Origin of the sequence: Citreicoccus inhibens (assembly GCF_019039035.1) — a bacterium.
Lineage (GTDB): Bacteria > Myxococcota > Myxococcia > Myxococcales > Myxococcaceae > Citreicoccus > Citreicoccus inhibens.
In genome coordinates this window covers 191,795-215,754 of the sequence record NZ_JAHNZT010000010.1, presented here as the reverse complement: position 1 = coordinate 215,754, position 23,960 = coordinate 191,795, and the positions used below count along the sequence as shown (strand labels likewise).

The following is a 23,960-nucleotide window of genomic DNA, read 5'->3' as shown; positions in this document are numbered from 1 at the left end:
CTGCTCCGTCACCGCGTCCGGCTGAGACGGGTGGAGGGCTTCGCGAGCGGACCGAGGTCTTCCTGTGCCAGGTCGTGGCGCGGACGTTGAAAGTGGCTCCGGAGCGCCTCGCTTTGGATCAGCCGCTGGAGGGGTATGGCGTCGATTCGTTGATGGTGCGGCAGCTCGTGCGCGAGCTGGAGCAGCACGTCGGGCCGCTCCCGGCCACGGTCTTCTTCGAGCACCCGCGACTGACTCAGCTCGCGGAGCACTTGCTCGCGGAGCGAGGACCGGCGCTCGCGCGCCTGTTCTCCACCGAAGGGGCTGCCGCGCCAGCGCCGCGCGTGGCGGCTCCGCGCCCCACCGGGGGCGCCTGGGCGGAGCGCATTGCCATCATCGGGATGAGCGGGCGCTATCCCGGCGCGGATGACCTGGGGCAGCTCTGGGAGAACTTGAAGGGCGGGGTCGACTCCGTCAGCGAGATTCCCCTCGAGCGATGGGATGCCTCGCGGTATCCGACTGCGTACTCCAAGTGGGGTGGTTTCATCTCGGACCCCGCGGCGTTCGATCCGTTGTTCTTCCAGGTCTCACCTCGCGAAGCTGCGTCGATTGATCCGCAGGAGCGACTGTTCCTCCAAGAGGCATGGCACTGCGTCGAGGACGCGGGCTACACGCGCAAGGCGCTCGCGGGTTCACGGTTGGGCGTCTTCGTGGGCGTCCTCTACTCGGACTATCAGTTGTTCGGCGTGGATGAGGCGGCGGCGGGGCGCCCTCCGTTGATCTCGCCCCTGTCGTCGATCGCCAACCGTGTCTCTCACTTCCTCGATGTGCACGGGCCCAGCTTCGTGGTCGACACGATGTGCTCCTCGTCGCTCACGGCGCTGCATCTGGCCTGCGCGTCGCTGTTGTCGGGCGAGAGCGAGCTGGCGATCGCCGGAGGCGTGAACCTCTCGCTGCACCCGAACAAGTACCTCCAGATTTGCGGGCGCGGCTTCGCCTCCACGGATGGGCGCTGCCGGAGCTTTGGCGCGGGCGGGGATGGCTACGTGCCTGGCGAAGGCGTGGGGGCCTTGCTGCTCAAGCCGCTGGCCCGCGCGGTCGCCGATGGTGACCTCATCCACGGTGTCATCCTGGGCAGTGCCATCAACCATGGCGGGAAGACGCAGGGGTATACGGTCCCCAATCCTCGCGCCCAGGCGGAGGTCGTTCGGGATGCGCTGCGCGTGGCGGGCGTTCCGGCTCGGAGCCTCGGCTATCTCGAAGCGCATGGCACGGGCACCGCGCTGGGTGACCCCATCGAGCTGGCGGGCTTGCGACGCGCGTTCCGCGAGGAGACGTCCGATATCGGCTTCTGCGCGATGGGCTCCATCAAGTCGAACGTGGGCCACCTGGAGTCGGCCGCTGGCATCGCCGGACTCACCAAGGTCCTGTTGCAGTTCCGCCACGGCTGGCTGGTGCCTTCGCTCCATGCGGAGACGCTGAATCCAAACCTGGAGCTGGCGGACTCGCCCGTTCGCGTCCAGCGGACGCTGGAGCCCTGGCGTCGTGGCGATGCGCCGAGGCGCGCGGCCGTCAGCTCATTTGGTGCGGGGGGAGCCAATGCCCACGTCATCCTGGAAGAGCCGCCGGTACAGGCCGCTGCGTCGAGCACGGCTCCCGAGGCGGAGGTGCTGCTCGTGCTCTCCGCGCGGAATCGCGAGCGACTCCTGGCGAACGCCGCGCGTCTGCACGAGGCCTGGAGCCGCGAGGAGGGGAGCGTCCCGGCCCTGTCGCTTCGCGACGTCGCGTACACGCTCCAGGTCGGGCGTGAGCCCCTGGATGCTCGCGTGGCGGTGCGAGTGCGGACCCGTGAGGAGGCGCTGGCTGTGCTGGCCCGCGTGGCCGCGGGCGACCCGTCGGTGGGCACCTGGGGGGAGCTGGTGCCAGGCGCGGAGGTTCCACGGGTCGAAGACACGGCCATTGCTTCACGCGATCATGCTGCCCTCGCGGGGGCCTTTGTCGCAGGCGCGAACATCCCCTGGGCGCGTTTGCATGACCTGCCGCTGCCGCGTCGCGTGTCGCTGCCGGGCTACGTGTTCGCGCGCACGCGCTACTGGGCGCCTCAGGCTCCCGCGCACACCCTGGTTGGGCCCATTGCACCTCGGACCGACGACGTGGAGTGGACGCTTCGGGCAGAGGAGTGGACGGTCCGCGACCACCGTGTGAAGGGCAGATCGGTCGTTCCTGGGGTCGCGTACCTCGAACTCGTCGCTCGGGCCGCGCGTGCACGGTGGGGGGCGGCGTGCTCGCTGCGGCTCTCCCACATCGTCTGGGTGCGCCCCGCGTTCGTGGACTCGGTGCTGCCGCTCCAGGTCCTGCTGACGGCACGAGACTCAGGGTTGGCCTTCGAGGTGCGCTCCCCCGCGGGCGTGCACGCACGAGGAGAGGTGACGGCGGCGGAGGTCCAGGCGGAGCGCATCGATGTGATGGGGCTCCAGGCCCGACTCCCGCGACGGGTCGAGGGGGCCGCGCTTCGCGAGCGCTATTCCCAGACGGGCATTGCGTATGGCCCGGCCTATCAAGGTCTGGGCCGCGTATGGGTCGGGAACACCGAGGCGCTCGGATGGGTGGAGCTTCCGTCCGAGGCTGAATCGGGTGGGCCGTTCGCGCTGAATCCCGCGGTGCTCGATGCCGCGCTCCACACGGTGGGGGCTCTGGTCTCGTCGACGGATGAGGCACCTCGATTGCCCTACGCGGTGGAGGCGGTGGAGGTGCTGCGGCCCTTGCCCGCGCGGGTGTTCGCTCGCGCTCGGTCCCTGGGGGGCGAGCAGTACGAGGTCATGCTCTTGGACGAATCGGGGGAGGTGCTCGTCGTCCTGCGGGAGCTGAGCCTCCGCGCCATGCGGCCCCAGCCACTGGAGCTCCTCTTCCAGCCACGGTGGCGCGCGCAAGTGGACGAGCGTCCCTGTCCTGTGTCCGGCTCGGGCCGTCGAGTGGTGATCTTGTCGGGCTTCCGAACGGGGGAGCTGGATGCGGCGCTGGTCGCGGCGCATGCGGATGACTTCGTGAGTGCTCGCTCGCTCTCGACGCCGCTCGATGATGCAGCGCTCGCGGACCTCGCACGTGCCGAGCGTGTCTACTTCCTGGGCGTCGATGTGGGTGAGCCTGATGTGCTGGACCGCGCAGCGCTCGAAGCGCAGCAGCGCGCTGGAGCGCTGGCCTTGCTTCGCGTGGGGCAGGCGCTTCAGCGCGCACAGGGGCGCGCGACGCTGAAGGTCGTCACGAACGACACCGTGGCCATCGATGGGACCGAGCACCTTCGTCCCTTCGCGGCGTCGCTGCATGGGTTGGCGCACTCCCTGGCGCGCGAGCTTCGGACTTGCTCGGTGCAGTGTTACGACCTCGCGTCGCGTGAACTCGCCTCGGGAGAGTCGGCGGGGGCGCTGCGGGACTGGCTGCTCACGGACCCCGTGGCCCGGCCTGGGGACGTCATCGCGCTGCGCCACGGTCTGCGGTTCTCGCGTCGGCTCGTGCCGCTGCGCCTCGACGAGGCGGCGGTGCCGCCGTTCCGCGAGCGGGGTGTCTATCTCATCCTCGGCGGTGCGGGCGGCATTGGCCTCGAACTCGGGCGCTACCTCGCGCGAGAGGCCCGCGCGCGCCTCGTGCTCGTAGGTCGCGCAGAGGCCAGCTCCGAGCAGAGGGCCGCCTTCGCGGACATGGAGTCGCTGGGCGGGGAGGTGCTGTACGTCCGCGCCGACGGGCGAGAGCCCGAGCAGCTCCGCGATGTCGTGAAGCGGGCGCGCGAGCGATGGGGTGGTGTTCACGGCGCGTTCCACTCCGCGCTCGTCCTCCAGGACCGCTCGCTGGAGTCGATGAGCGAGGAGGACTTCCTGCGCGCGTTGGAGGCGAAGACCGCGACCAGCCTCGCGCTTGCCCAGGCATTGGCGTCGGAGCCGCTGGACTTCCTGATGTTCTTCTCGTCCGCGCTCTCGTTCAGCGGCAACGCCGGACAGACGAACTACGCGGCGGGGTGCACCTTCGAGGACGCCTTCGCGGCGGCGCTCGCGTCGCGGGTGTCGTTCCCGGTGAAGGTCATCAACTGGGGCTTCTGGGGAACGGTCGGAGTCGTCGCGAAGGAGTCCTACGTCAAGCGGCTGGCGGCCGTGGGCCTGCGCTCCATGGGCCCCGTGGAGGGCTTCGAGGTGCTGCGCCGGGTGTTGGCGTCACCTCTCGCACAGGTCGTGGCGATCGACGCCACGCCGAAATTCCTGGAGCAGTTGGGGGTGGATGCAGGTGCTTCCGTCCACGTGGTCGCGGAGTCCGGGCCCGTGGGCGCGCAGCCTCCGCTGGCAGGGCCCAGGCACGACGCGGCGGTCATGGAGGGGCTGGAGGTCATCGAGCAGTTGTGCGCGCGCCGCCTCGCCGCGCTCCTGCGTGCGGAAGGGGCGCCGCGGGACGGCGAAGCGCTGGATGCGCGGGGCCTGCAACTGCGCCTGCGCGTCGAGCCGGCCTATCAGCGACTGTTGGAAGCGGCCGTCTCCCTGCTCGCGCGGCGGGGCTACCTCGTGGCGCGTGAGGCCGGAACGTGGACGTGGCGCTCCGCTGCGCATCCCGCTCCGACCTTGGAGGAGATGCACGCGCTGGCCGCCGCGCATGGCTCGGTCAAGGCTCAGCTCGAGCTGGCTTGGGCCTCGCTCGATGCCTTCCTCGCGGTCATTCGCGGCGAGAGGCTGGGGACCGAGGCCCTGTTCCCTCAGGGCCGGATGGAGCGGGTCGAGCCGGTCTACAAGAACGCGACGCTCGACCACTTCCATCGCGCCACGGCCTCCGCTGTCGCCGCGCGTGTCGCGGAGGTGAGCGCGAAGCGTGGTCCCGGTCAGCCTGTGCGCATCCTCGAAGTCGGCGCGGGCACCGGCTCCGCGACGGCGTTCGTGCTGCCGGTGCTGGAGTCCCTGGGCTCGCGCGTCGAGTACCACTACACCGATGTCTCGGACGCCTTCGTGCAACTGGGGCGGCGCACGTTCGCGGCGCGGCATCCGTTCGTGCGCTTCGGCTTGTTCGACCTGGAGCGCTCGCCCGAGGCGCAGGGCTTGGAGGCCGGCTCGTTCGATATCGTTCTCGGCACGAACGTCTTTCATGCGACCCGCTCTGTCCGCCGCGCGGTCGCGGGCGCGCACGGCCTCTTGCGGCGCGGCGGCTGGCTCCTCCTCAGTGAGGGGACGCGCAATCAGGACTTCCTCACGCTGACCTTCGGCCTGCTCAAAGGCTGGTGGTCGTATGAGGCCGAGGCCGAGCGGCTCCCCGGGGGGCCACTGCTGAGCGCGTCGATGTGGCGCGCCCTCCTGCACGAGGTGGGTTTCCCACGTGCCTTCAGTCTGTGCGCGCCAGAGTCCGAAGGTGCGCGGGTCTTCCCACAGGACGTCATCGTCGGAGAGAGCGACGGCGTGATGGAGCGCCTCGCGACGAGCGCGCGTGTCGTGGAGGTGGCCGCAGGGCAACGCGAGGCGCCGAAGGACGCCGCGGCTCGGGTCGCTCAGGTGCATGCGGACGACCTGGAGCAGCAGGTCACCGCGCTCATGGCTTCGTGCGTGAAGGGGGCGCTGAACATCACCGAGGAGGAGGTGGATCCGCGCCGGCCTTTCTCCGAGTACGGAGTCGACTCCATCACGGGGGTCGAGGTCGTCGCGAGGTTGAGTGACGCGCTGGGCCTGCGCATCAAGCCCACGACGCTGTTCGACCATCCAGACATCGCGGGACTGGCGCGAGCGCTCTGCGAGGCGCACCGAGATGTCCTCGCGACGAAGCTCCTGAACGCCGCGCCGTCGCGCCCCGCTGAGACGCCAGCACAGAGTTCCACGCTCGCCTCGCTGCCCGAAGAAGTCGAGGGGGGCGTGCGCTCGGTGGTCTTCGTCGGGCCTGGAGCCGAGCGCCTCCAGGTGCGCCGCGTGGCGTCGAGGGGACTCGAGGCGGGGGAGGTGCGCATCCAGGTTCATGCCTTTGGCCTGAACTTTGGAGACCTCCTGTGTCTCCAGGGGCTGTACCCCACGATGCCGGACGACCCGTTCACGCCGGGGTTCGAGGTCGCGGGCGTGGTGCGCGAAGTGGGGCAGGGCGTGACGCGGTGCCGTGTGGGTGACCCGGTGATTGCCCTCACGGGGCGGCGCTACGGAGGTCATGCGGCGGAGGTCTGCGTCCCGGCTGCGTTCGTGGTCCGCAAGCCCGACACGGTGTCCTTCGAGGAGGCCGCTGCATCTCCCGTGGCCTACACGACGATGCGCGAGGTGCTCGCGCAAGCGCGGGTCCGGCGCGGCGATCGCGTGCTGCTCCAGACCGCGGCGGGCGGCGTGGGCCTCTTCGGTCTCCAGCTCGCGTTGCGCGCGGGCGCCGAGGTCTTCGCCACCGCCGGCTCCACCGAGAAGCTTGAGCACCTTCGGGCCGCGGGCGCGCATCACGCCATCAACTACCGCACCGAGGACTTCGCGGCCCGAGCGCGTGAGTTGAGCGGAGGTCGGGGCATGGACGTGGTGGTCAACACGCTCGGAGGCCCGGCCATTCAGCAGGGCATCGACTTGCTGGCCCCGAGCGGTCGATACATCGAGCTGGCCATGGCGGGGCTCAAGAGCCATGGCCGGCTGGATCTGTCGCGCTGGGGCTCTAACCAGTCCTTCACCAGCATCGACATGTCCCGGCTGGGTGACGAGCGCCCGGAGTTGCTCACCGAGGCACTGGAGGCGATGGCGGAAGACCTGGCCTCGGGCCGCGTGCGCCCCACCGTGGCGCGGGTCTTCGACTTCGCGGACGTGGGCGCCGCGTACGCCTACCTCCAGGAGCGGAAGAACATCGGCAAGGTCGTCGTGCGCGTGGAGCAGGTGAACGCCATGGAGACGTCTCGTTCCCAAGTGACTCGGTCGCGGGCTCGCTTCGAAGGCCCCATCGCCATCATCGGCATGTCGGGGCGATTCCCCGGGGCCCCCGACCTGGATTCCCTGTGGAGCAACCTCGCCGCGGGGCGCAGCGCCATCACGGAAGTCCCCGCCGAGCGCTGGGACTGGCGAGCCCACTTCGACGCGCGTCGAGGCCAGCCAGACAAGACGTACAGCAAGTGGGGCGGCTTCCTCGAAGGCATCGACCGCTTCGATGCGGCGTTCTTCCGCATGGCGCCGAAGGAGGCCGCGCTCAGCGATCCCCAGCAACGCCTGTTCCTGGCCGAGTGCTGGAAGGCCCTGGAGAGCGCCGGGCACGCGCTTCGCAGCGCGGCCCATGCTCGGTGCGGTGTCTTCGTGGGCTGCGACCCCGGGGACTACCGCACGCTGCTTCGCGACCACGGCGCGAACTTGCAGGCCCAGGCCTTCTGGGGCAACGCCGCATCGGTCATCGCGTCGCGCATCTCGTATTTCCTCGACCTGCGAGGGCCGAGCCTCGCGGTGGACACGGCGTGCTCCTCGTCGCTGGTCGCGTTGCATCTGGCGTGTGAGAGCCTGCGCGTGGGCGAGTGCGACATGGCGTTGGCGGGAGGTGTCTACGTGGGCGTCACGCCCGCCTTCCACATCATGTCCAGCAGCGCGGAGATGCTCTCTCCAGACGGTCGCTGCAAGGCCTTCGACGATGGGGCGGATGGCTTCGTGCCCGGTGAGGGCGTGGGTGTCGTGGTCCTCAAGCCGCTGGCCCAGGCCGAGCGAGATGGGGACTTCATTCATGCGGTCGTGCTCGGCTCGGGCGTCAATCAGGACGGTCGGACCTACGGCATCACCGCGCCCAGCATGCAGGCTCAGTCCGAGCTGGCGCAGTCCGTCTATCGCGCTTGGGATATCGACCCGCGCACGCTCCAGTACGTGGAGGCGCATGGGACGGGGACTCGGCTGGGAGACCCCATCGAACTCGACGCGCTGACGCAGGCCTTCGGGTCGTTCACCGACGCGCGCCAGTTCTGCGCCATCGGCTCCATCAAGAGCAACATCGGCCACGCCGCCACGGCGGCGGGCATCGCGGGATTGCTCAAGGTCCTCAAGTCGCTGGAGCACGCGCAGCTTCCTCCGTCGCTCCACTTCACCCGGCCCAACGCGCACATCCGCTTCGACGAGAGCCCCTTCTTCGTCAACACGGAGCTTCGGCGGTGGGAGCGGCCGGAGGGCGGGCGTCGGCGCGCGGCGGTCAGTTCGTTTGGGTTCAGCGGCACGAACGCGCACGTCGTCGTGGAGGAGTACGTCCGGCCGGTGGAGGATGGCGTCGCGACAGGGCCTTGGCTCTTCGCGCTGTCGGCGCGAAACGAGGACCGTCTGCGTGAGGTCGCGCGCCGGCTCCATGAGCATGTGGCCGCGACGCTGCGGCTCTCATTGCGCGACATCGCGTCCACGCTCCAGAACGGGCGCGAGGAGATGGAGGAGCGGTGCGCGTTCGTCGCGGACAGTCGTGAGGGGCTGATGGCGATGCTCGCGCGCGTCGCCGCCAAAGACGCGTTGGGGATGGCTCGGGGGCGCGTGGACCGGAGCACCGTGCGCGTGAGTGATGCGGACGCGTCGCTCCTGGAGCAAGGCGGAGCGCCGGGGGCGCTGGTTCGTTTGGCGGCGCTGTGGTGCGAGGGCAAGCGCGTGGAGTGGCGGCGGCTGCCCCAGCAGCGGGGCGCGCGCATGGCGCCTCTGCCCACGTATCCGCTCCAAGAAGAACGGCACTGGATTGCTCCAGCCCAGCCCCCGCAGTCGGTGGCGCAGGTCGTGTTCGAGCCGGTCTGGACGCAGGAGGCCATCGAGCCCGCGTCGCCTCGGGGAACAGGCCCACTCGTCCTCTTTGGCGGGAGCGAGGCCCTCCGCACGGCGATGTTCGAATTGGCTCGACGCGACGGCCTGTCGGACCCGAGGCCCTGGCGGGTCGTGGCGGGCGAGCGCTTCGTCGTTGACTCTGCCTCGCGCACCGTCCAGCTCGACCCGGTTCATCCGGAGTCGTACGCGTCCTTGCTGGAGACCTTGGGGGCGCCACCGCTCGCCGCGCTCCATGCCTGGGCCGTGGGGCGAGACGGCCTGTCACTGGAGCAGCGGCTGGACCTGGGCGCCCGGTCCCTCTTGGGCTGGGGGCGGGCCTTGCAGGCGCGGCGAGAGCGGGGCGCTGTTCGGACCCTGGTCGTGCACGACGCGGCCTCGGAGGCGTTGGCGTGCGCGGCGCTGTGCCGGAGCCTGCAACGTGAGAGTGCGCTCTGGCGCTGGCGGTCGGTGGGCATCGACGGTCCGCTCCCTGAGGCGCGAGCCGAGGCGCTGTGGCGCGAGCTCTGGGGGGATGGTGCTCCGGAGGTCTGGTGCTCCGAGGACGCTCGCTTCGTCCGCGCCCTCCGCCGTGTGGAGTTGGGGATGGGGAGTCCGCCACCGAGGCTCGAGTCGCAGGGCGCGTTCCTGGTGACGGGCGGCGCGGGCGCGCTCGGGGCGGCCGTGGTCCGTCACCTCGTGGCTCGGGGTGCGCGTCAGGTGGTGTTGATGGGGCGAAGCGCGATGTCCTCGCGGATCCGCGCCCAGCTCGATGGGCTGCGGGCATCGGGCGCCGAGGTCCTCTATCAGCAAGGCGATGTGTCGCGCCGGGAGGACGTGGACCTCGCGGTCGCGGAGGCGCGCCGCCAGTTCGGCAAGCTGATGGGAGTCGTGCACCTGGCGGGCGTGGTGCGCGATGGGCTCGTGCGGAACAAGTCGCGCGAGGCCGAGGACGCGGTCCTCGCGCCCAAGGTTCAGGGCTGCCTCCACCTGGATGCCGCCACGGCGAACGAGCCGCTCGCGCACTTCGTCGTGTTCAGCTCGGTCAGCTCGCTCATCGGGAATGCGGGGCAGGCGGACTACGCCTTCGCCAATCGCTTCCTCGATGCCTTCTCGCTGGAGCGCGCCCGCCGGGTGGCGAAGGGCGAGCGGCGAGGCGAGACGCGCTCCATGGCCTGGCCGCACTGGCTCGAGGGCGGCATGCAGCCGGGAGCGGAGTTGGTCGAGGCCGCGCGTGCCCGCGGCATTGAGCCCCTGCGTGAGCAGGAGGGACTGTCCCTGTTTGATCAGGTCCTGCGCCTCCCCGCGGGCGCCTACGCTGTCTTCGCGGGCGACGCAGGGCGAGTGTCCGCGGCGTTGGCAGAGGCAGGGTGGCGCGAAGCCGGGAACGGGCAGCGAGATGTGCCGCGCGGGTCTGGTCGGGGTCGCTCCGAGATGCCTCCTGTCGTGGCGCTGGAGCCCGCGGGGCTCGAGTTCGTCCTGGCCTCCGTCGCGGCGGAGTTGGGCATGGCGCGCGAGTCGCTCTCCGCGTCCGCGCCCTTCGATGAGCTGGGCGCGGACTCCATCATGTTGCGCAGGCTGCGTCGCCGCCTCGAACAGCGCCATGGCGCGCTGCCCGCGACGCTGTTCCTCGATGCGCGCTCGCCCGGCGAACTCGCGGCGATGCTCGCGGCGCGCCCACGAGGAGCGCCCGAGCCTCAGCAGGAAACGCCGCCCGCGGCCCGGCAGGACGCTGCTCCGGAGCCACGGGCCTCCGTGCCCCTCGCGACTCCGCGGGCCTCACCGCCGGCGTCCGAGCCCATCGCCATCATCGGCGTCTCGGGGCGCTACCCGGACGCGGACGACCTGCAACAGCTCTGGTCTCACTTGCGTGAGGGCAGGTCCGCCATTCGCGCCATTCCTCCCGAGCGGTGGGATACGGCGCGCCTGCGTGAGGACACGTGTCGGTTGGGCGCGTTCCTCTCCCGCGTCGATTGCTTCGACCCGTACTTCTTCGGCATCACCCCGGCCGAAGCGCGATGGATGAACCCGGAGGAGCGCCTCCTCCTGGAGGCGGTGTGGCGCTTGTTGGAGGACGCCGCCATTCCGAGGCGGGCGCTTGCTCGGGAGCGCGTCGGCGTGTTCGTGGGCGTGACGTCGATGACCTATCCGCTCGTCACTGCTTCGGCTCAAGCGGACGCTCCCGCCGACAGCACCTTCTTCAGCCTCGCGAACCGAATCTCTCACTGGTTCGACTTCACGGGCCCCAGCCTCGCCATCGACACGGCCTGCTCGTCCGCCGTCGTCGCGATTCACGAGGCGCGCGAGAGTTTGCTGCGAGGCGCCTGCGATGTGGCGGTGGTGGGCGGCGCGAACCTCTACCTGCATCCGAGCAAGTACGTCCGGATGTCGCGCAATCGCCTGGTGTCGTCGACGCAGGAGGGCGTCTTCGCTCGCGGTGGCGAAGGCTTCATCCCAGGTGAGGGGGTTGGGGCGGTGCTCCTCAAGCCGCTCTCCCGAGCACTCCGGGATGGGGACCGGGTGCTGGGGACGGTCATCGGCTCGGGCGTCGCGCACAGCGGCCGGACCCAGGCCTACATGCAGCCCTCGCCCGATGCACAGGCGAACCTCATTCGTCGAGTCGCCCAGGAGGCGGGGGTGGACCTCGCGACCGTGGGCTATTGGGAGGCGCAGGCGATCGGCTCCGAGACCGTGGATGCGGCCGAGTGGGCCTCGCTGCTCCGTGCCGTGAGTGCGTCCGTGCCGGCGGCCTCGCTGTCACTCGGGTCCCTGAAGGCGAACCTTGGACACATGGAGGCGGCGTCGGGCATCGCGCAGCTCACGAAGGTGCTGCTCCAGTTCTCGCACGATGAACTCCTTCCGACCCGCGTCGCCGAGGACCTCCACCCCGACATCACTCCGGAAGGCACTCCCTTCCGACTCCAGCGCCACGCGGAGCCCTGGCCCGCGAAGCCGAATGCGCCTCGGAGGGCGGCTGTCACTTCATTGGGCGCTGGAGGCGCGGCCGCGCACCTGTTGATTGAAGAACCTCCGAAGCGTCCTGCGCTCCGTGCAACCCCTGTCGCGCCGGAGTTGGTGGTGCTCTCCGCACGAAGTGAGGCGTCATTGCGTGCGATGGCGCTCCAGCTCGCGGACGTGGTGCGCTTGTCTGGCGGCCCTCGGCTCTCGGACGTCGCCTGGACGTTGCAGGTCGGGCGCGAGGCTTTCGCGGAGCGCGTCGCATTCATTGTGCGCTCGTCGAGCGAGTTGGCGGATGCCTGCGAGGTCTTCTCCAGCGGTGGAACCATCTCCCCGCCTCATGCACGGGGGCACGCTGACGCGCGGGGAGGTGGCGCGGGAGCGGACCTGGACGCGCTCCCGGCGCGCGGCTCGGACGTGACGGCGCTGTTGCGCTTGGGTGAGGCGTGGTGCGCGGGGGCTGCCCTGGACTGGGTCCGGCTGCGTGGGGACGCGAGCGCCGAGCGCGTCTCGCTGCCCGGTCATCCCTTCGAGTCGGTGCGGTGCTGGGTGGATGCCGTGGTCGAGCCCGCGCAGGAGTCACCTCGCGCGTCGGAGGTGGCCACCTATTACGACCGGCTCGCGGGCGTGTTCGAGAGCGAGTCGGGAACGGGCGGCCTGCATCTGAACTTCGCGCCACTGGCGGCGCCGCTGAAGGGCTTCTCGTGGCTCCTCTCGTATGTGGAGCCGGAGCGTCACCGCGAGCAGCTCGCGTTGGCAACCACGGCGCAGCGTGATGCGAAGGCTCGCTTGTTCTCCGCCGTGGACTTCCAGCAGGCGCAGGCTGTGTTCGACATGGGCTGCGGATACGGCACGGACCTGGTGGAGCTGGCGGTCCGGTATCCACACCTTCGCTGCGAGGGATTCTCGCTGGCGCCTGGACAAGTCCGGATGGGCCAGAGGAGCGCGATGCGCGCCGGCGTGGGTGACCGGGTCCGCCTGGAGTGCCGCGACAGCGCTCATGACGCGTTGCCCGGGACGTACGACGTCGCCCTGGGCTTCGAGGTGTCATTCCATGTCGAGGACAAGGACGGCCTCTTTGGGAACCTCGCGCGACATGTGAAGGCCGGTGGCCGGATGCTCCTCGCCGACGTCGTCGCGCTGACCGCGACCGATGTCCGGGCGGCGCGCTTGGGGCAGTTCACCCCGACGCTGTCGCAGTTCGCGCGCCTGCTGGCCCGCCATGGATTCGAGATCGAGCTGTGCCTCGACGCCAGCCGCGAGGTCGCCCACTTCCTGCACGACCCGGACTTCGAGGGAACGTTGCGCGTGCTGCGCGAGCGTCATCCCGAGATGGCTCCGTTGGAGCCCGAGCACCGAGGCTGGCACCACTTCGGGCTGGCGCTCTCGGAGGGGTTCTTCCGCTACGTGCTCCTGGTCGCCACGCGGCGCGACGCTCCACCGGGCGATGACGTCGCGGCGCGTAACCTCGCGCGACTGGAGAACGCCACGCCGTACACGGGGATGCCTCAGCCGACTCCGCCTCGGGGGCCGGGTCGCCGCGACGAGACCCGGCGTGTCGCGCAGGATGTGAGTGCCATCGAGCACCGTGTGGCCGCGCTCGTGACCGAGGTGCTGGAGATTCCTCCGGAGCGACTGGACCGGGACGCGACCTTCTCCGACATGGGCGTGGGCTCACTCCAGGGGCTGCGGTTGATTGAGCGCATCAGCCGCGCGCTCCAGCTTCCCCTGGGCCTGGAGACCCTCTTCGGTCACCCGAGCATCCGAGCGCTCGCGAGCCACATCGCGACGCTGACCCCGGCACTGCCCGAGCCCGGTGCCCCGCCGTTCGTGGCGCCGAGGCCGCAGGGCGAGGGCGCGGTGGCCATCATCGGCTACGCCTGCCGCTTCGCGGGCGCGAGAGATGCCCGGGAGTTCGCGGAGAACCTCCAGGCCGGGCGCTGCTCCGTGACCGAAGTGCCCGCGTCCCGCTGGGATGTCTCCGCGCATCATGATCCCGCGGGGAGTCACGGCCGCAGTCGCAGCAAGTGGGGCGGCTTCATCGACGACGTCGAGCGATTCGATGCCGCGTTCTTCCAGCTCTCGCCCCGCGAGGCGGAGGTGATGGATCCGCAGCAGCGGCTCTTCCTGGAGACCGCGTGGGCGGCGCTGGAGGCGGCCGGGTATGCGCATCGGCAGCGCTCGCAGCGCTGTGGCGTCATCGCGGGTGTGACGGGCAACGAGTATCAGGCCCTGTTGCCCGCCGCGGCGCTCGAAGACCGGCTCGGCGGCGCGCTCCTGGGGAACACCGGCTCCATCCTCGCCGCGCGCATCGCGTACTTCCTCGACCTGAAGGGCCCCGTGCTGACCTTGGACACGGCGTGCTCGTCGTCGCTGGTCGCGGTTCATGAAGCCTGCCGCAAGCTCCGTGACGGCGAGGCGGACCTCATGCTCGCTGGCGGCGTGACGCTGTTCCTCAATCCGCTGACGTTCTCGATGATGAGTCAGGCGGGCATCCTGTCTCCGAGCGGCCTGTGCCGCCCCTTCGCCGCGGATGCGGATGGCATCGCGGTGGGAGACGGCGTGGGCGTCGTCGTCCTGAAGCCGCTGGAGGCGGCCCTCCGAGACGGCGACCCCATTCACGGCGTGATTCGCGGCTCGGGCGTGAACCATGACGGCCGGACCAATGGCATCACCGCGCCGAGCTTCGATGCGCAGAAGGCGCTCCTGCTGGAGGTCTACCGGCGCCATGGCATCGCGCCGGACTCGATTGGGTTGGTGGAAGCGCATGGAACGGGGACGTCGCTGGGGGACCCCATCGAGGTCTCCGCGCTGACCGCCGCGTTCCGTGAGCACACCTCGCGGCGAGGCTTCTGTGCCATCGGCTCCGTGAAGGGCAACATCGGCCACACGACGGGGGCGGCGGGAGTGGCGGGGCTCATCAAGTGCCTGCTCTCACTGCGGCACCGCACGCTGTATCCGACGCTGCATGCGGAGAAGGAGAACGCGCGGATCGCCTTCGCGGACAGCCCCTTCTTCGTCAACCGCGAGCCCCGGCGATGGGCGCGGGCCGATGGGCCGCTGCGCGCGGCCATCAGCTCGTTTGGCTTCAGCGGAACCAACTGCCACCTCGTCATCGAGGAGGCACCACCGCGCGAGGAGGTTCCCGAGGTCTCTCCGGTGCTGGTTCCGGTCTCGGCCCGGGACGCGCGCGCACTGAAGCTCAGCTTGGAGCGCCTGAGGGCCGCACTCGATGATGCCTCGCTTCGCGTGGATGCCATCGCGGCCACCCTGCAAGGTAGGCAGGACATGGAGCACCGCTGCGCCATTGTGTGCGGGAATCGCGAGGAGTTGATCGCCGCGCTGACCGCCGCAAGCGAAGGCACAGCGCATCCGAATGTTCACGGGGGCCATCTCGGCGGTGAAGCCTCTCCGCCGTGGGGGGATGCCGCCACGGCGGAGGAACTCCTGACGCTTGCCTTGGAGCGTCGTGACCTGGGGCGCGTGGCGCGGCTCTGGACTTCGGGCGTCGCGGTCGATTTCCGCCGCCTCGGGTCGGGGGCGAGGCCGCGGCGGGTGGAGTTGCCCACCTATCCGTTTCAAGGCGAGCGCCTGTGGGCCGTACCGCGGGCCGCGCGCCCCTCGGTGGACTTCCTCCTCCAGCCCGAATGGAGCCCGGCCCCCGCGCCGCTTCCGATGGCGCACAGCTTGGAGGGGGCAGGGAGCACCGTGGTCATCCATGCGCCCGATGGGCGCGACGTGGCGAGCGCACTGGCTCCGCGGGGCGCCGTGCTCGTCGACACTCATGCGGATCCTGAGCGCACGGTGCTCGCGGTGGCCACGCCTCGTCGGATCATCTTCCTGGGGGCGGTGCAGAGAAGCGGCTGCGCGTTGGGGGATGCGGGGGCGCTCGCTTCCTCACGAGAGGAGGGGCTCGTGTCCCTCACTCGCTGGTGGCGAGCGCTGGCGTCACACGGGAAGCTCGTGGGCCTGTCAGAGCTGCTCCTCGTCACGACGGGGACGCAGCGAACTCATCCCGAGTCGCCCGTCCAGCCCGCGGGTTCCTGGCTCTGGGGATTGGGCCGGACACTGGCGCGGGAGCAGCCGGGGCTCTCGGTCACCGTCGTTGATGTCGAGGCCCCGCTGCACGCGCGCGAGACGGCCCGCATCGCCGAGCTGTCGGAGCGACTCTCGCGAGAGCGACATGGCCCCGGCTTCCGAGGCGTGGCCTATCGCGGCCTCGCGCGCCTGACGCCATCACTCCGCCGCATCGAGGCGCCCACGCTGAGCGGAACGCCGTTCCGTGAGCGCGGGGTGTACCTCCTCATCGGGGGCGCGGGTGGAATCGGATTGGAGCTGGCTCGCCATCTATCCCGGACTGTTCGAGCGCGCATCGTGGTGATGGGGCGAGGCGAGCCCACCGCACGGCAACGCGAGCAGCTCGAAGAACTGCGTCGCCTCGGCGGAGAGCCGCTGTACTTGCGCGGGGACGTCAGCGACGTCGAGAGCGTGCGCTCGGTGATGGCCGCCGCGCGCCGTCAGTTCGGCGCGCTCCACGGGATCATCCAGTGCGCCGTCGTCATCCGGATGGCGCAGGTGGCTGAGCTGTCGGAGTCCGATTGGCGCGAGGTCTTCGCGCCGAAGGTCGACGGCATGCGGGCGCTGCGAGAGGCGGTGTCGGGGCAGGCCCTCGACTTCGTGTTGTGCCTCTCTTCCACGCAGGCCCTGTCGGGTGACCCTGGCTTCGGGGCCTATGCGGCGGCCTCGGCGTTCCAGGACGCTTATGCGCTGGCGTGGGCCGCGGAGGGGACGACCCGCGTCCGCCTCATCAGCGTGGGCTACTGGGCTCGCTATGGCGCGCCCGCCACGGTGGAGGCGTACGAGCGGAAGATCGCCACGCTCGGGATCCAATCCATTGCGCCCTCGGAGGGAATGGCGGCCATCGAGGCCTGCCTGGCTGGGCCGTTGGCGCACGTCGCGATGTTCAAGGGGACGCCCGCGGCGCTCTCCGAGTTGGGGCTTGGCAAATCCATGCCCCAGCCTGTCTCGCGCGAGCCGCTGGACTGGCTGGGTACGTCGCTCGCGGTGGCGCCGTCCTTCGATGTGGCCGCGTCACGACGCGCGCTGGAGTCGCTGGACCGTATCGCGCGGCGCTGGCTGCTCAAGACCTTCCGAGACGCGGGGCTGCTGCGGGCAGGGGGCGAGCGGTTCACGTGGGAGTCGCTGGCGGCTCGGGCGAGCGTCCAGGCCGCGAGGACCCGCCAGCTCGATGCCTTGCTGGACATCCTCGTCCGAGATGGCTGGCTCTCGGTGTCCAGCGGGACGTACACGTCCGCCGCATCGCTCGATGCCCCCTCGCTGGACGCGGAGCTCGCGGGTGTCGCAGATGAAGCGCGGAACCTCGCAATGGCGCAGCCCGAGGTGGCGGAGCACATCCGGCTCCTGGGGGCATGCATCCCTCGCTACTTCGATGTGCTCGCCGGCCGGGTGCTCGCGACGGACGTGCTCTTCCCTGGCTCCTCGGTCGAGATGCTGGCCGCGCTCTATCGCGGGAACCCCGTGGCGGATTGGTACAACGGGCTCGCTGCCCGCGCGGTGGAGCGCTACCTGGAGCAGCGCGTGGGCTCGCTCTCCGCGGGCGCGCGGGTCCAGTTGCTCGAGGTGGGCGCAGGCACGGGCGGAACGAGCGCCGCGGTTCTTGATCGATTGCGCGCGCACGAGGGGCGGGTCCACTACCTCTTCACGGACCTCTCCACGGGCTTCCTCCGCCGCGCGCAAGCGCTGTTTGGCCCCAGCCACCCGTGGGTCGACTTCCGTCTCTTCGACCTCGAACGCGATGCCCGTGCGCAGCAACTGGAGGAGAAGTCGTTCGACGTGGTGCTGGGCGCGAACGTCGTCCACGCGACGCGCGACCTGCGCGCGACGCTGCGGAACCTGCGGGGCTTGTTGCGAGAGGGCGGCTGCCTGGTCCTCTACGAGGCCACCGAGGTGCAGGACTTCGCGACCATCGCCTACGGCCTCCTGGACGGTTGGTGGCGGTTCGAGGACCCTGGGTTCCGCATTCCTCGCGCGCCGCTGCTGAGCGCGGCGTCCTGGGCCACGGTGCTCGCCGAGGAGGGGTTCACCAGCCGGAGCTTTGGGGCCACGGATGCCCAAGGCCGGTCTGCTGCCCACATCATCGTCGCGGAGCGAACTGATGCGTCGGCACTGAGCCACCGCGTGGCCACCGCGGCGGAGCCGCCACGCGAGCGCCGACCTGTTCAGCGTGATGCGCTGACCGCGCTCGTGGTGCGCGAGGTCGCGGCCTCCCTGGGCTTCGCGGAGAAGGACATCGACCCTCGGACCGCGTTCCCGCAGTACGGCGTGGACTCCATCACCGGCGTGGGCCTCGTCAACCGGCTCAACCGGGCGTTGGGGCTGACGCTGCGCACCACCGTCATCTTCGACCATGCGAACGTCCATGATCTGGTCGAGGCGCTGCTCCAAGAGCACGGCGACCGACTCTCGTTGGAGCGCGCGGTGCCTGAGCTGCCACCGGCGCCTCCTGCTGTCCCGGCCACTGAACCTCTGCGCGAGGGGCCGACTCCGCGTGCTGGAGTCGAGACGGATGAGGATCAGGCCATCGCCATCATCGGCATGGCCGGTCGCTACCCGGGCGCGGCGAACCTGGACGAACTCTGGGAGGCCATCCTGGCGGGACGCTGCGCCATCACCGAAGTCCCCCCGGAGCGCTGGAGCGCAGCCGAGTCCGCAGGCGCCGCGACCTCGGATGGAGCGAGCACCTCCTGCAAGTGGGGCGGCTTCCTCGACGGCATCGACCGCTTCGACGCGGACTTCTTCAACATGTCCGGGCGAGAGGCGGCGGTCACGGACCCGCAGCAGCGGTTGTTCTTGGAGACCTGCTGGAGCGCACTCGAGGACGCAGGGTACGCGAGCGAGCGCATCGCCCGCGCGCAGTGTGGCGTGTTCGTCGGAGCCTCGGCGGGTGACTACTACACCCAGATGCGCTTCGCCGGACGAGGCCGGGAGCCCCATGCCTTCTGGGGCAACAGCGTCGCGGTGATTCCCGCGCGCATCTCCTATCACCTGGACCTGAAGGGCCCGAGCATCGCGAATGACACTGCGTGCTCCTCTTCGCTCACGGCGCTTCACCTGGCCTGCCAGAGTCTGCGCACCGGCGAGTGCGAGCTGGCGATCTCCGGCGGCGTCTACATCGCGACCACGCCCAATGTGCACATCCTGGCGAGCAACGCGGGGATGACCTCGGCTCGCGGGCAGAACCGGGCGTTCGATGCTGACGCGGATGGCTTCGTCCCCGGCGAAGGAGTGGGTGCGGTCGTCCTCAAGCCGCTGAAGGCCGCGATTCGAGATCGCGACCCCATCCACGGCGTCGTGGTCGCCAGCGGGCTGAACCAGGATGGCCACACCTTTGGCATCACGGCCCCGAGCAGCGCGTCCCAGGCGGCGCTGCTCGCTTCGGTCTACGCGCGCGCGAAGCTCAACCCCGAGACGATCTCCTACGTGGAGTCGCACGGAACGGGGACGCGATTGGGAGACCCCATTGAGTTCGGTGCGCTGACGGATGGGTTCCGGCGCTTCACCCAGCGCGAGCACTTCTGCGCCATTGGCGCGCTGAAGAACAACATCGGCCACACGGCGGCGGCGTCGGGCGTCGCGGGTGTGCTCAAGGTGCTCCTGATGCTGCGCCACCGGGTCATTCCCCCGCTGGCGCGCTTCAATCGGCCGAGCCCGCACCTGAAGGTCGAAGGCAGCCCGTTCTATTTTGCCACCGAGGCGCGCCCCTGGACTCCGATGGACGGCGCACCCCGTCGCGCGGCGGTGAGCGCGTTTGGAGTCGGTGGCACCAATGCCCACGCCGTCATCGAGGAGTACGTCCCTCCGCGCGACGCCCCCCGTCTCTCGCGAGGGCCCTGGCCCATCGTCCTTTCTGCCCGAGACGACGAGGCGCTGCGCCGCATGGCCACGCGTCACTCCGAACACCTGCGGCGTCGCAGTGGGGCGGGCGAGCCCCTCGCACTCGAGGAGGTGGCGTACTCGCTGGCAGTGGGCCGTAAGGGCTTCGAGGTCCGTGCGGCCTTCATCGCCGCCACGATGGACGAGGTGTTGAGTCACCTGGACGCGCTGGCCCGAGGCGAGTCGCGTCCTGAGCTGCTTCGCGGTGTCGTGCGGCTCGATGCGCAGGAGGATGAGAGTCCCCCGCCGCTGGACGCGCGACAGGCCATCGAGGCGTGGGTGCGAGGAGCGTCCCTGCGCTGGGATGGGCTCTGGAGCGCGGCGCGACCGCGCATCCTCTCCTTGCCCACGTATCCGCTGCGAGGAGAGCGGCACTGGTATCAGGAGGCCGCGAAGCCCGCGCCGGTCCACGCGTTCGAGCCAACCTGGCGTGAAGCACGTCACCGCATCGAGCGGTGGCACGGCGGCGCGGTGGTCTTGTTCGACACGGGCACCGAGGCCCGTGACGTGCTGCGAAGCGAGCTGGGGGACGCCGTGCTCGTCCTGGTGGAGCCCGGCGCCCGATACACACGCCTCGCGGACGACCACTACCGCATCGATCCGCTGCGGCCCGAGGACCACTCTCGGCTGAAGTCAGAACTCTCCAGTCGAGGCATCGACCCTGGGCTGTTGCTCCACCGCATGTTCGCGCCGATGGATGGGGGTGGGAGGGAGCAGGCCAGCGAGCTCTTCGCGTCCCTGATGTTCCTCGCGCGGGGCTGGAGGGGTGGGGCGCCTCGGAAGCTCATCCATGTGTTCGAGTCGACGCCGGAGGGGACGCCTCCGGAGCACGCGGCATGCGCGGGGCTGCTGCGGAGCCTCGAACGTGAGAGTTCGGAGTGGCGCTGCGCCAACATCGAGGTGCAGGGCTCGCTTCGCGAGAGCGGAGCGCGCATCGCTCGCTTGCTGCTGGCGGAAGCAAGTCGCGCCACGCCGGAGTCCGAGGTTCGTTTCCGCGACAATCGACGGCTGGTGCGTCGCTTCGCGCCAGTGGTGGGGTCCGTGGAGGTGGAGTCGCTCGCGGGCCTGGACGGCCAGGTCTGCTTGATTGCAGGCGGAGCTGGCGGCATCGGCGCCCAGCTCGCGCGCTTCCTGCTGCGGAGCCGAGGCACCCGTGTCGTGCTGTGCGGCCGAGCGGAGCACGCCTCGGTTCAGTCACGACTCGCGGACCTTCTCGGTGAGCGGTGCCGCTACGTCCAGGCTGACCTGACACGGCCCGCCGACGTCCGGCGCGTCGTCGCGCAGACGCGGGAACGCGTGGGGCGGCTGGATGCCGTCTTCCATGTGGCGGGCACGCTGCGTGACTCGCTGCTCATCAACAAGACTCTCGACGCTGCTCGCGAGGTGTTCGCCGCGAAGATTGAGGGCGCGAGATTGCTCGACGAAGCGACGCGGGACGAGCGGTTGTCCTGCTTCGTGCTGTTCTCCTCCCTCGCCGCGGTGACGGGCGGTGCGGGCCAGTCGGACTATGCCTTCGCCAATCGGTACCTGGACGCGTTCGCGGAGCAGCGCGAGACGCTGCGGAAGCAGGGGGCTCGTGCTGGTCGCACGCTCTCCATCAACTGGCCACTCTGGCGCGATGGCGGAATGCGCATCGACTCGCGGAAGGCCGAGGCGTTGCGTGAGCAGCTCGGCTTGGAGGCGCTGACCACGGAGCAGGGATGCCTGGCGCTCCTGGCCGCCCTCCAAGGCACCGAACCTCAGCGCCTGCTCCTCAGTGGGGACGCCGCGCGGTTCACGCCCGCCTTCCAGCAGGCTGGCGTCCTGGCGACCGCCGAGCCTGAACCTCCCGTCGAGGCGCCGGTGGTGAAGGCTCCTCCGGTCGCGCGGACTGCCACGGCCGGGCGCGAGGATGCGCGGTTGCGCGAGGTCCTCGCTCGGGGCTTGGGGATTCCACCCGAGCGAATCGCACCGGATGAGTCGCTTCAGCGCTACGGCATGGACTCGGTCCTCGCGGTCGCCCTCGCGCGTGACTTGAGCGCGGCGTTCGGTGAGGTGCCGAAGACCTTGCTGTTCGATCAGCCGACCTTGCGCGAGTTGGGGGCGTGGTTGGAGGCGCATCGCAAGGCGGACGTCCCGCTGGCCGCGCAGGAGAGGAGCGCGCCGCCACAGGTTCAGACTGCGCCTGCGCGTGTCGAGGCTCGGCGGACGCACGTGGAGGAGCCGATCGCGATCATCGGCGTGAGTGGCTGCTATCCGGGGGCTGGTCCGGACCTGGAGCGCTTCTGGGCGAACCTGAGGGACGGAAAGAACCTCGTCTCCGAGTGGCCGGGCCATCGCGGCCGTACACGCTCGGATGCGCCGCTCTGGGGTGGGTTCCTTGAAGGGATAGACCTCTTCGACCCGCTGCACTTCGGGCTGTCTCCGGCGGACGCGGCGCTCGTGGATCCCCAAGAGCGCCTCTTCCTGGAGACGGTGTGGCGCCTGTTCGAAGACGCGGCCTACTCACGCTCGGAGCTTCGCGCGGTGCAGGAGCGCGAGGGTGGGGTGGGGGTCTTCGTCGGAGCCGGTGAGCCTCAGTATGCATTCCTGGCGAAGGACCCGGAGACCGCCGCGAACCTCGCGATGTCCACGGCGGCGGGGATCGCCAATCGCGCCTCGGCCTTCTTCGACCTGCGAGGCCCGAGCCTCACCTTGAACACGGCCTGCTCGTCGTCACTCAGCGCGCTGCATCTGGCGTGTGAGAGTCTTCGGAGCGGGGGCAGCAGCATGGCGATCGCGGGGGGGGTCAACCTGGTGCTCCTCCAGGGCCGCTATGCCGCGCTCCGACGCGCGGGGCTGGTGGGGAGCGCGAAGGAGAGCCGGAGCCTGGGGCAAGGCGATGGCTATCTCCCAGGAGAGGGCGCGGGCGCGGTGCTGCTCAAACCGCTCACGGCCGCGCAGGCCGCGGGCGATCGCATCCTCGGGCTCATCCACTCGACCTGGAGTGAGCACGGCGGCTCCACGGCGGGCTACGCCGTGCCGAGTCCCAAGGCGCAGGCGCGGGCGCTCTCACGTGCGCTCGAACGCGCGGGCGTGTCTCCCTCGGCGGTCAGCTACGTGGAGGTCGCTGCGAACGGATCGGAGGCGGGGGACTCCATCGAAGTGGCGGGGCTCGCGCAGGTCTTCGAGGGCGTCGCGCCGGGCGTGGTGTCGCTCGGGAGCGTGAAGTCGAACATCGGCCACCTCGAAGCCGCGTCCGGCATCTCGCAGCTGACCAAGGTGCTCTTCCAACTGCGCGAGGGAGTGCTGGCGCCGACGCTGCACGCCGAGCCGCTCAATCCCCTCATCGACTTGCGCGGCACGCCGTTTCGCATCCAGTCGCGGCTCGCGAAGTGGCCCAGGTTGGACCACGGCGATGGCCAGGGGCCGGTGCCTCGCCATGCGGTCATTAGCAGTCATGGGGCGGGTGGTGCCAGCGCGCACGGGGTCCTCTCGGAAGCACCGGGCGAAGCGAGTCGATGGGAGCACGCGCCTGGGCCGTGGCTGATTCCGCTGTCCGCACGCTCGGCTGAGTTGCTTCGCGAGGACGCCGCGGTGCTCGTGGCCTACCTGCGCACCGAGGCTGGACGAAGCCACGCGCTCTCCGACCTGTCGTTCACGTTGCAGCGACGCGAACCGCTGCCGGCCCGGGCCGCCTTCGTCGCGCAGAATCTCTCCGAGGTGACGCGGGCGCTGGATGCGCTCGCGCGAGGTGAGGCGCTGGCGTCCCTGTACCAGGGCGCCGAAGGGGCGACCTTGGCGAACACCTTGCTCGACGGCGAAGAGGGCCGAGCCTTCGTGGCTGACCTGTTCGCGCGGGGCCGGCTCGACAAGGTCGCGCGGCTGTGGGCGGAGGGGGCGCGGCTCGATTGGGGCGGGTTGGGCCAGGCCCGACGCGTTGGACTGCCACCTCGCTCCCTGCTGCGTCGGCGGTGCTGGATTGATTCGGAGCCCACCGAATCGCCTGTCGTGCCTGCGGTGCCGCTGGCCCCACTTCCGCAGGCGGATGAGGTCACGCGCCTGCTCAGTCGCAGGCTCGCGGAGCTCACCCGCCTCGATGTCTCGGAGATCGACCCTGCTGGGCCCTGGGCCGCGCTTGGGGTGAACTCGTTGACGCTTGTGCGACTGCGCGACGGCATCGAGCGAGACCTCTCGGTGCGTGTGGCCATGTCGGTGATGGGGGCGTGTCGCTCCATCAACGAGCTGGCCGAACAGCTGCGCGCGCTCGCCACCCTGGCCCCTCCTCGCCACGCGTCCCCGGGCACCAACGGGCATTCGACCGAGGGATTGAGTGATGGGGGGCTCGATGAGCTGTTCGCCCGATTGAGTGGCATCCCGTCTCGGAAGGGAGACGCCTGA

Annotated in this window: 1 protein-coding gene (cut by a window edge); it reads left to right on the top strand. The window is 70.3% G+C overall.

The features are described from left to right. Positions 1–23,960, top strand: the 3' portion of a protein-coding gene (locus KRR26_RS15205; RefSeq protein WP_217080173.1) for an amino acid adenylation domain-containing protein. Its footprint begins 18,568 nt before the window's first position; 23,960 of the gene's 42,528 nt are visible here — the last part of the coding sequence; its start codon lies beyond the left edge, outside the window; the stop codon is at positions 23,958–23,960.